This window comes from Thalassotalea marina, assembly GCF_014656435.1.
In the GTDB taxonomy this organism is placed as follows: domain Bacteria; phylum Pseudomonadota; class Gammaproteobacteria; order Enterobacterales; family Alteromonadaceae; genus Thalassotalea_C; species Thalassotalea_C marina.
On the sequence record NZ_BNCK01000005.1, the window covers coordinates 132,197 to 144,069 of the forward strand.

Here is an 11,873-nt window from a genome sequence, read left to right on the forward strand (position 1 = left end):
TTTTTATAACCTTTATTTTGCACAGTCAGCTCAAAACCAATAGTGCGAGGGTTTTATCATCTGTGTGATTCGGTGTACCCCAGTTCCTAAATTCGTTTTTTAACCAAGTCTTAGCTTGTCTAATACTCTTGCCCTTAGTGCTTTGAACAATCGAATTTGCAAAATCCAGCTCCATGCCTTGGTTTAAGTCTTCACTAATGCCATCGGTCATTAGCGCAATCACATCGCCTAAACTCAATTGCTGCTGCGTTACCTGCCAGTCAGAAAACTGTTTAGATTTACCTAAGCCTGTAGTGATGTTGCCAAAATCATTTGTATCCGAATGCTCAGTTATCTGTTGCGAAGTTAAAATTAAACCGTCACCTAACTGAAAAGTTCTTAGCTTTCCGCTATCAGAAACCCAGGCAATCAAACACGTTGTCACTGCATCGCTAGCTTTAATATCGCCAAGCGAGTTCAACCACTTTTGATAAACCCGCTTGATAAGTGCTTTACTTTCAATGCTGAAATCAACTGCCCTAATCACATCAAATGCAGCTCGACATGCTTGTTTTGACCCCACATCCGAATGAGGCTTAGACCCCATACCATCACAAACAACAGCGAGCCAACCACTTGGCACCCTTTTTACAAGCGCTGAATCTTGATTGGGCTGACCATTGAGTAAATGACCAGGCCCAATGACAGAAACACTTAGATAGCGAATACTTACCATTGGCCTTCTAGATCTAAGCCTAAATCGTCGTCATCGTTGCCTAACTCATCAAAGTTAATCGGTACGAGTTCGTTAGGGGTTCTACTCTGAGAGCGTGCTGTTACGCTCATGGTTACCGCTCTAAAGAAACGGTGAATATCTCTGGCTTCATTGGCTTTAAATACTGGCGCTTCTAAGTCATTGTTAAATGCTTCAAGTACATCGATATTCGCTTCAGCCCCTATCGCCATTGCAAAGCGACTGGCTTTTTGACCGCGTTCACTCGTGGTTAAACGTTCTAAACCTGCTTGCCAACTGTCGGTTGGAATACCGTCAGAAAGTAAAATTAGTACAGGACGATAATCGCGGGATGTGATCAGTTCTTTATCTTCAAGCACCTCAGTCGCTAATTCGAACGCATGACCCATCGGTGTGCGACCAATCGCATCAAGTGGCTGCATAGCTTCTATTTCAGATGCTTTAGCAAGTGGTAGATGCATTTCAGCCTTATCACCGCCAAAGGTGATTAAGCCCACTTGAATTTCAGCTTGTCGAGCTGACTCTTGTCTAAAGGTCGAAACCATGTTTTGAACGGCTTCATTTAGGGCTGCGATCTTACCGTCTACCGACATACTGCCACTGGTATCCGCTAGAATAATAACAGGGAGTGCTCTAGCTTTTGCTACTGCGAATTTCTTTAAACTCATTTTCTATCCTTTTAATTTTGATTAACTGTATGGCAATCAAACTTCAATTAATGTAAATGTTTGTGGCTATGCTTGAATGGACGGATCTTTCTTAGATCTTTATTTCGGAAGGCTGTCAATACTGTTCCATTCGAGGACATAACAAGCTGGATTCCATTCATAGCTTTTAGCTCAGGTTTAATTGAGCCATATTTTTCAATTTCTTTATTCCCAATCACATAGTAGGTTGCACGTCTTGCGTGAATAACACGACCATATTGATAAGCCAGCATCACCTGCTTTTTAGATATCCCTCTTTGTCCTTCTCTTATTTGCGCGTGTTGGCTATTTGTTAGGTCTGGTATAACAAATAATCGATCTTGCTCTTTAACAATAAAGGCCATAACGTTTTCCTCACATGATTAGATAATCTTGTAATGCGAGAACCAGACCAAAATAAAAAAACCTATAATTACAATTAGTTAAAAGAAAACACCAACATCGAAAACTAAAAAAAGTAACATTTATTACATTTTGGTATTTATCTGTACAATACGTATCAAAGGGAAGTTAAAAAATACATATCAGATATTACTCATACTTAATTGCAATATATGAATCATGATTTGCAGCTTCTAACTTAAACGACCATTTTCTGACTGCATCAGCTTGACCAAATTCATCTTTAGTAAAATCAAAAGTGTTAAACCGGTATGGGTAACGTGTAGCCCAATAGCCCATCCCTTGATCAAATATGATCTTGACTTCACTTCCATCTTTCAGTTTTAAGAGTAAAAATCGACCATGTGGGAGATCCTTTGGCTCTGAAACTTCGGGATATACCGTTATTCCAAAGTTTTTACTAACCTGTGTATAAAAGTAAGGCTGATCAGAATGATTTTGCCAATTATCAGCAACACACACAGGTGTTCTATTATCACGATCTCTTTTCGGGTATGCAGAGTAAAGCTCCAAATCAAATTCATTTGTTTTTTCTTTGATTGCAGCAACAAAGTTAATTATTAAGAATGAGCTTAAGGGAGAGACTAAGAACTTATCATAATAATAAGCACTCTCTATACCACATAATAATTTTCCTAAAAGACTATCGTCATGCTCTGATATAAATGCTAATAGGTTGCTGCCAAAAGATTGGACATTGCAATTTAATCTTGCGCCTACGTTATCTATAACGGTTGCAGAGGTTAAAGATGACTGGCTTGATATATTGTCAAGGTTGACCAGTTCAGCAACTAGTTCATTGCTACTTGAAAGGGTTGATTTAACAATAAGTGTATCTAACGGCTCACCCCAAGTTTCATTTGGGAAACAAGCATTTTTATCTAGCGTTCCCCAGGATTGAACGCTTTCACCTTTAATGACATCAAATAACATATGTCCACTTTCGATAGGTAGAACATCATACTCACTCGCATACCACTTAATACCCGGAACAAGATCTTTTTGAATGCTCCAAGCGATATCTGGCTGAAAGTTTTCAAGGTATTTTCTTTCGATATAAATAGAGACATCTAAATTAGATACTGCAAGTTGATTAATCCAATTCCTATACTTCCACTCAGGCCAATCCCAGTCCTGTATGTCTCCACCAAGATATATTCGTACACCTGTAACATCTGTATCTATAACTTTCGATATTAATAAGGACATTCTGTCCATTTCTGCTAAGGTGTCATTACCAAACAACCTCAGTTCATTAGGCAACCTTAACTTTTCAGTAAATTGAGAAGTTACCAAGAAATCATTAGCATAAACTCGATCTAAGTTATCAATTTCATGTTGTGTATCATAATCCAAAAGGCATGCGTGACACGCTCCTTCACACCCTTTGTTGGTGCATGTCTCTAGGTAAGTCTTCGCTTCTTCTATTACTTCGGTAAAGTTATTTAATATTGATGTTGAAAAACCAGCTCCTTGTGAAGCCATATCATATAGAAATAAGCTTGTAGCTTTTAAACCACCACTTTGAGTTACATCACGAACAGCAACCCCTAACTCATTAGTTGTAATGCCAGCATGTTGAGCAAGTATTGTTCTTATCGCGACTCCAAGGGTATACATTAATTTAGAGTCAAATATAGCATTACCTGTACTTGGGTCATTAATTTGTATTTCGAAAATACTAGTTTGAACATCATGCCCCAACATAAATGGATGCGTCACTTTATTATCGATACCAAATTTACTTTGTTTGATGGCCCAAGAGTTGTCAGAGCCTTGGCAGTAAATACTGTTATCTACACTAGTACCCTGCAACCTTTTATGCTGTTTAGTTAATTTAGAAACACCCCCGTTGTTATCCAAAGCTTCAGCTCTACCGCAACACAAGCAAAGCGCATAACCTGCACCATTACCCGCATTATAATGAAACAGCTTTCCATTATCATTTGTCCGATATCGACCAAGCTCAGGGTTAGGTAGATGTTGCCAAGTAGCGTCTTCTAAGGATATTTTGGGCTCTTTGAATGGCAAATATTTGGGCTGCGTATAATCATTATGTAATGGCGTACTATAATCGACAGTAAACCCTGACGGAACAATATATTCCTGCCATGTAATATCACTTGAACAACACTCAGGATTTGTACAATATTCAGGCTTAGTTAAAGAAGTACTTGTAGTGTGGCACTCATTACACTCCCAAGAAACTCGGAATAGCTGCTGTTCAGTAATTTCATTTTCACTAAACGGCATTTTCCAATTTAATTGCAAGCCTTGTGATTGATAGACAACGCTGTCCAATACAATTTCCGCACCTGGTGCATATTCCCTTAAAGCTACATCCAAACTTCGACTTGGATAGCCTCTTCGCTGGAATTTATTTTGTTTACTACCAACTGAATTCCGATTTTCTTTACTATCTTTACTGTTCGTTACAAGCGCAACAACGCCTGTAGGGAAACCATACCCAGGTAAAAAACCACTTCCCGATAGTTCAGCTAACAAGTAATTTTCTTTTAAACGTTTTAATTGACCTGATAGTTTCCTTAGAGCTGCCTCACCAGCACCCGTGCTATCACAACGGCTCAATTGAAAACTTAAGGATTCATATTCTTTCATCCACTTATCACAAGATTCGAGCATTTCTTCCTGAACCATTGAAACTAATCGTTTACATTCATAAAGGGAAAATACGGTTTCAAATCGCAGTTGAGATATACCTCCAAGTAACCTTTTATCAGTGAGCGCATCTGTTGAGCACCAATCTTGGAATTGTTGAATGACTGATTTTCCACCAGCTTCAGGCTCAAGAAAAAATGTACCTGCATGCATTTTCAAAATACTCTCATCTCTTTGATAAATGGACATTAAAAAAGTTGAAAGTACTAGTGAATTGATATGCCTTAATACTAGAGGTTTACTATTTAGTGAGACAATAGGTACATTGATTGGTGTTTCAAATGGCCATTTTGGGTAGGAGAATACACGTTCACCGTGTGGGGTAGATTTACAAAACGTTAATGCCATAGCAGTTGACTCTTGCCTACGACCAGCACGACCAGCTCTTTGTAAATAGTTCGCGGGACCAGGAGGAACATTATTCATAACAACCATTGAAAGGGAGCCTATATCAACCCCCATCTCCATCGTTGTTGAACAACTTAAAATTTGTATATTTCCAGATTTAAAGGCATTTTCTAATCCAGCTAAACGCGAACTTTGTTGTTGGGCAGAGTGCTCTGCCGCACGTATTAAGCTAACCCCCTCAAGAATACGGTCATTCAAATCACTCCAGTAACCTTGCTCCCTACCTTTTTCAATAAACTCTTCTGAAGTTAAATCATCTATCTTTGTACAGTACTCAAATCGTTCATCTTCATTTGGCAAATAAGGAGAGATACCTTTTAATGTAGTATCTAAAATTCGGCTAGTGTAGGGACACAACCAACCTTTAGTCATTAATTGAGGAGCGGCTACCTTTTCAAAATTTAAGCGATAACCTCTATCTTTATAATCTTTAATTAATATATGTGTTTCTAGAAGTTTTTTCCAGGCATCCTCCAGCACATCATTGAATACTATACAGTTTTCTTTTGGGTTTAATCCTGTCGCTTTTGCCAACATTCGAACCAATCGATGCAGACTTCCTATTGGCTTAGCTATAGGCCAATTACGTAGTGCTTTCTTTTCTATTTCATCTTTTGGTGAGTCATCAGAGCTAATTAGACTTCGAGGCATGATTCGTGCCCCCATCCAGTTCAAATAATACTTGGGTATATCAACAAAGGTATTCTCACGAATCCAAAAATCTACACATATTTTTAGGAAGTCTTTCCAATCATCTAGGTTATTCAACCCTATACTTCGCCATGACTGAGGCTCTTCGTTGATAGCATCAATAGCAGGATATGTTAATGCTACAAGCCCCATTGTTTCCAAACTATTTTGCGTCTTTGGTCTACGAGCAAACTCTCGATATAAGAATAGTCTTGCTAAATTTTTTGGATCTGAAAGCAGTGATTCTTTATCTGCATATTCGCCTGTTTGTAACTGACCTTTTTTATCATCTGTTAGTTCAGCTTCTATCGCACCAGAAAGTAACTGAACTTCATCAGTACTTGATAACTGCTCTACTAAATCAAACCACGAAACTGATGAGGTATTTGATATTGAATCACGGTACTTAGGGACAGCATTCATGATCTCTTCGTCTGTTTTCCCCATAGACTTCAGAGCATCTATGATCCCCTGTGTCGATTCATCCAACTCATTTTGTTCACTCAAATTTGCCAAACGGTGATAAACATAACTACGGACAAAGTTTCTCTCTGAGTCAAGTTGCATTTTTGCTGAAAAACGAGCCGTACCTTGTCGGCTATCAGTAAAAGTTATCATTCGTTTACCACGAAGATCTTTTACATCATCACTTTTTCCTGGGGCGTGTTCTAACATAGTAGGTACAACAGTCCCCATCAAAAATGGTGCGCCAAGTATTGCTCGCTTAAAGTTCGTACCTGTTTGTTTTTCAACTTTCTCACAACAAGCACAACGTAAACCATCATGATCATCGTTTGTAATAATGCTAATCGCGTGGCTACCATCTTCATAAGCAGATGAAAGTGCCATTGTTTTGAAGTTTAAATACCTAATTCCCTTTTCTGATTTTAACGCAGAAAAGATTTGAGCATGCTTAGTCATTAGAACTTCACTTTCTGGCTCTTCTTGCTCTGAATCATCTAGTTGCATCTCGACTTCATCAGCATAATCATCAAGTAACTCACCAATTCTTACACTTAATTGTCTCTTACCTCCAGATACAACTAATTCTTCAGCATTTAGAGAACTTGTTCCACATCCAGAGCAATGAGCCAACTCAAATACTGGTGCACCACAATCACAATGCCGCATCTCTTCAAGGTAAACTTTGCCAAATTCCCAACCACTTTCTAGCAAAGTGCCTTTTTTCTCAGGACACTGGTTATCAATACAGCTCCAAATCCCCTTTTGTGCTCGATGGAAAAAATGTGCTCTAACAGGTAAAAATGCCTGGGGATCACCATACTGCCTCGAATATGCTTTCGCCATTAAATCAATCAGTAACAGCGCTTTTCTCTTATGATTAGTGGTTAACTTATTTTCCATCGGCCAAAGGACTTTAGCTATATCAACTAAATTCATGGGCCTTTTCGTTAACTTTATTCTTAAACTTTTAGCTACTGGTGAGCTAGATAAGTAACTAAATAACTCTCCGCTATCTAATGAAGATGCATATTCAATATCTAGCTTCGCGGTAGAATCATTATCTTTTATAGCAGGGATTAACCTATCGCCATTAACTACATGAATTTGTGTTGTCTCAATACCAGCTAGCTTCGCTAAGTAAGCCTTTAACTGCTTATTTGTTTCTTTTTGATTATTTTTATCACCAATTGTGGCTGATGTTGCCACGAAACGAACATCTCTAGGGTTTACTTTAAACGCGTGCATCACACGCGTTAACAATAAGGAAATCTCTGCTGCTTGCGACCCTACATAAGTATGTGCTTCATCTAATACTATCCATTTGAGCTTACCTTCAGATTGCTGAATTATTGGTTGGTCTTCCTGTCTAACCAGCATGTATTCAAGCATTGTTGCGTTGGTTAACAGTATTGGTGGGGGAGTATTTCTAATAATCTCTCTATATCTAACCCTCTCAGGCGTATCTGCTTGCTCTTTCCTTAATATGTCTTTTTTAGGAGGCTTAGTATCAGTATCGCCATTGTATAAACTATATTTAATTTTACCTTCAAATCCTCTTGTCCAAGAACTTAAACGCTCTCGTTGAGAATTTATTAGTGCATTTAATGGGTATAGAAAAAGTGCCTGTACCCCAACTAAATCATCTTCAGACTCTTCAGCTTGTTTTGCTAAATCGTTTAATAGTGGCACAAGGAAACACTCCGTTTTACCAGAACCGGTACCACTTGTCACAACTACCGACTTAACATCATCATCCATTAAATAATCCCAAGCTTCTAATTGATGTTGATATGGTGGTCTAGCTTCTGGCCATGAATAGTCTTCCTTAATATCATTACAATACCGAGAAGCATGCTCCTCTTTGTAATCCTCTTTTTCAGCTGGTTTTGGCAATGGTGGGGTTGTTAAGTTATTAAAAAAAGAAGTGGATAATTTTTTCTTTTCAACTAAGTCTAACAGCGATGACTTTGATGGATTCCAACCAAACATTGCCTCAAAAATAGGATCTGCCAAAAGACTATTCCCTTCTCCAAATCTTGCTGATAACTCTTGGTGAATATAGTTACGCAGAGATGAGTTTCGTAACCTCATTTTGCTCAATATTGCTTGAGAGCTTCGCTCACAAATATCTTCGTATAACTCAGTAAACGGAATATTCTTAGTCATTGACCTAATCCTTGGAAATTAAAAAACTAGCTTGAAGAGCCAAGCTATACGCTTTATGAACCCACTCTCTATCCTCAGATAGTAACCTGGAAATTGCGACTTGTAAGAAACGACCAAACGGTTTATAACTCACAGGAAAGTCATCTTCTGAATCTAAATGCCCTGCGGCCCAGTAAGCGGTCAGTACTGGTAATTCCAACATGAAAAATTGATTTTTATATACATGCTCTGGAAGAGTTTGACTTATCAACAAGCAAAATAGCTTTTGAGGCAATACGGCTCTCATCAAATTTGGTTTTAGTTCGTGCCTGAATTCTTCATCTTTTCTAGCAGATTGAATTCTACAAATAAACTTGCCATTTTGGCGTTCGAACAATTCTTTTTTTGCCATATGAAAGGAATCAAATTGGTTTAATTTCCAATCATCATTGTGATTTTTAATCCAGTCACATGTTTTACCAGTTTTCTTGTATCTCAGAATATCAGCGATCGTTGCAAAGCCTTCACCTTTAGAGGATAGCTTTTCCAAAAAGTCTTCTATCTGCATCATCATTAGTTGTTGCGACAAAACAACATCGAGCCCTAAAGAAGAAACGTCACGTTCTATCCTAGCTATAAGACTATCCATAGCTGAGTACCAATGCTCTAAATCTAAACAAAACCAACTAAAAGGAAGCTGATTTTGTAGTTTCCAAACATCTTCAAACCATTCTTGCTCTGACTTTCTAAACAGTAACAATGCAAAAAGCTTGGGGTAATTAACCATATGAATAAATACATTAAATGTATTAGCTCTAACCAAGCTCAAAGCATCAATAAATATTTCTAATTCATTCCAAGCTTTGTGAGTCGGGTCTTGTTCCATTAGTCTTAAAACATCGTGAAACCATTTCAAATCATTACTTTTAATCGCACAAGATAATGTTTCATCGAAATCAACATTTTCACCAAAAACCGTCACTACAGTAGGTTGAACTTTATGTTCAGGATCTGCAAAAACAAGCCAAGGACCAGTCTGTAAATCCTTAGGAACGACAAAAGACTTTCTGTTCTGTTCGTCATATTCAACATCCATAACAACTTCACTTTCATTGAGTTTCCACATTGGGCGAAGCTTTAAATTGATAGAATCTGGGTGTTTATGAGCATGGATATTGCTGATGAAGAACTTTTCCTTGCTCCTTCTTTCATTAGAAACAGGAATAGCCAAATGTCTATCAGGGAATATTTTTGCTAAGTTACTACTGTACCCCAAAGCCTTATTTTCCACACGAAAACTAATAAAGTCCCATGTATCATCAGACTGTGCATACAAGGTATTAGCTAGTTTAATTAGTACCTGACAATCGATAAGCATTACAGGAGATATTTCAACATTTCCAAAACGTAAATGCTCATTTAAAGAAACTTTGATTTCATCACGCTGTTCTCCTCTGTTTTCCTTAATCAATACAGCATTAATCTTAAACCCCCAAATCGCACTTTCATTGTCACAAACAACTTTTAATGAGCATCGGTATAAATCATCAATACATGTTCGTTGATACTTTGTAACAGGGCGTCCCGTATGTGAAATAAGGCAGAGGCCATTTTGGCCTGTGGGAATTTCAAAAGATAATGACCCCGAATTGGGCCAGCGTAAGTCAGCACTGACAGAAGCGGCAATACCATTAGGCAACTGAATATCGAGTCTTTGTCCTAAAATAGCTGGCTCAACACTCCTTAGCCAACGTTCCTGAGATTGGCATAAAGCAACACCATCATTTTTAAAATTAATGACATTGACTTCAAGTCTACCTGTGGCATTTAGGTGATGAGTAAAACTAGATTTTTCCGGAATAACATTCAAGTTTGACTGCCAAAGTATGTCACCATCTTTACTCCAGATAACATTACCTCGACCAAATACATTATCAGCCTGCCATGCGCTAACTTTATCTTGCTCTTTGCTTTTCCAAAATAACTCTTCTACTGGAATCTCAGCAATATTACCGTCTAGGTTGGATAAAAGTGTTGGAAGTCCTTTATAAACTTTGTCATCGACAGCTAATGGTTCTAAAGAACCTTTTACCTGACACAAAACTACATTAGTACTAACGCAATCAGTAATAACTTTAAATGAACCATGAATAGTTGATACTTTCGCACTTCCATATACTTCATAAATCGATCGTTCAGAACCTGCAATAGTACCAACATGCTCGACTGTCGATAATGCATTTGAAGCCACAGGCTCTGCTGTAGAAACTATGTATACTTTTTCATTATGACTTTTTACTGAACCCTGCCCAACGAACATCAAGCCTTTAGAAGCTGAAGCGAAAATCCAAGGCATTTCATTTGATAATGCCTCACCTCGGTAGTAGATATTTGACGTTAGCTTTTTATCTTCACTCCATAACTCAAAACTTAGTTCATTTTGTGCTGGTTCTCCAAAGTAATTGACAGTTTTTCGAGATACTTGCCAACGTTCTGCTCCATCCGTTTTTAAATTAAAGGAAGCTGATAATTTTCTTTCGAGTGTCGAGCTTATGGAGTACATGTCAAAAAACTTAGGTAGCTCTGTATTTTCCAGTTGCTCATTAAGATCATCAGGATTTATGGTTGCATTTAAATGTATCAGCGCTTCTATATGCCACCCTTCTTGTCCCTCACGTAAAAAGCGTGTAACTCTAATAGGATGCTTTTCTCTTTTTACAATGCTAGAAGCTCTTCTAAGTAATACTCGCATTAACTCCGTTGCTTCATCATCATCCAAGAGAAACTTTAAATCGTTCTTCCATTTAGGTTTTTTAGCATCCAATTCCAACACAGGATCTTTTACAGCATAAAGGTGGTGTTCATCCCTTAACAAAATAAGATCGTCTAATAAGGATGCAGCTAGTTTAGCCAAGGAATCTTGCTGTAAGCTTTTCGGTAAGTTATGCAGGGATTCGGCCGCTAGTTCATACGATGATTTACTAAGGTGAAAACGGCTATATTCTTCAATTAAGTTGATAAGATATTGTCTTAAATGAGTTTCATTTTCTCCTGTTAATATTGCTCTTGGAAACCCCCCTTGACAAAATAAAGTAGCGAAATACTCATCTCTAGTGGTATCAAAAATAGTCTGTTTCCAGGAATCTAAACCTCTTTCCACAGCTCCTCGAACGGATGACTGATAATAAGGGCGGTAATCCCTAATACCTAAACTATCGAAAAGTGGTTGCCACTTATCTCTTCCACCACCGTAATTTCTTTGTAGCCATGTTGCTGAATACAGAACAAACAATTTATCAAATATAATTGAAGCGTTAAAAACGACGCTAGGTGACTTCCCCCCCAGCATATTCTTTAGTTTTAATCGAAGAGAAGTAAGCTCTTCATCCGTTACTTTATAGGCCCAAATTGGTTTACCTAAAAGGCTTTGGCGTGGTGAAACATCTAGGAATTCTCTTTCCCATTGTTGCAAATCGCAAATACCAGTTAACGGTTGGGTTGAACTAGAAATATTCATAAACACACACCTCCTTTTATGCATTTATCAAATGCAGCAAGCAGATGTAACTCAGGCCATTTGGTTTGGATGTGCTCAAAATTCATTGATTGCTTCATTCCTTATTATTCCTTGTGTCGCTTCCTAT

General features: G+C 37.9%; 5 protein-coding genes. All 5 read right to left on the bottom strand.

The annotated features are described in order from the left end of the window. Positions 1–25: 25 nt before the first annotated feature. The 5 genes from IE199_RS12195 to IE199_RS12215 all read right to left on the bottom strand — a co-directional run bounded on the left by IE199_RS12195 (position 26) and on the right by IE199_RS12215 (position 11,746). Positions 26–715, bottom strand: coding sequence for a PP2C family serine/threonine-protein phosphatase (locus tag IE199_RS12195; RefSeq protein ID WP_189770845.1), 690 nt, complete (start codon positions 713–715; stop codon positions 26–28). Beyond that, positions 709–1,401 (bottom strand): vWA domain-containing protein, encoded by a 693-nt coding sequence (locus IE199_RS12200; RefSeq protein WP_189770847.1) that lies wholly within the window; start codon positions 1,399–1,401, stop codon positions 709–711. Before IE199_RS12200 ends, IE199_RS12195 begins: the two co-directional genes overlap by 7 nt. Positions 1,402–1,448: 47 nt before the next feature. Further along, positions 1,449–1,784 (bottom strand): DUF4258 domain-containing protein, encoded by a 336-nt coding sequence (locus tag IE199_RS12205; protein ID WP_189770848.1) that lies wholly within the window; start codon positions 1,782–1,784, stop codon positions 1,449–1,451. A 187-nt stretch (positions 1,785–1,971) separates the two neighbouring features. After that, on the bottom strand, positions 1,972–8,250 hold the full coding sequence (locus IE199_RS12210) for a DEAD/DEAH box helicase (RefSeq protein WP_189770857.1): 6,279 nt from the start codon (positions 8,248–8,250) through the stop codon (positions 1,972–1,974). Positions 8,251–8,254: 4 nt separating this feature from the next. Beyond that, positions 8,255–11,746 carry an STY4851/ECs_5259 family protein gene (locus IE199_RS12215; RefSeq protein WP_189770858.1) on the bottom strand — a complete coding sequence of 1,164 codons (3,492 nt, stop codon included), beginning with the start codon at positions 11,744–11,746 and terminating at the stop codon, positions 8,255–8,257. Positions 11,747–11,873: the final 127 nt, after the last annotated feature.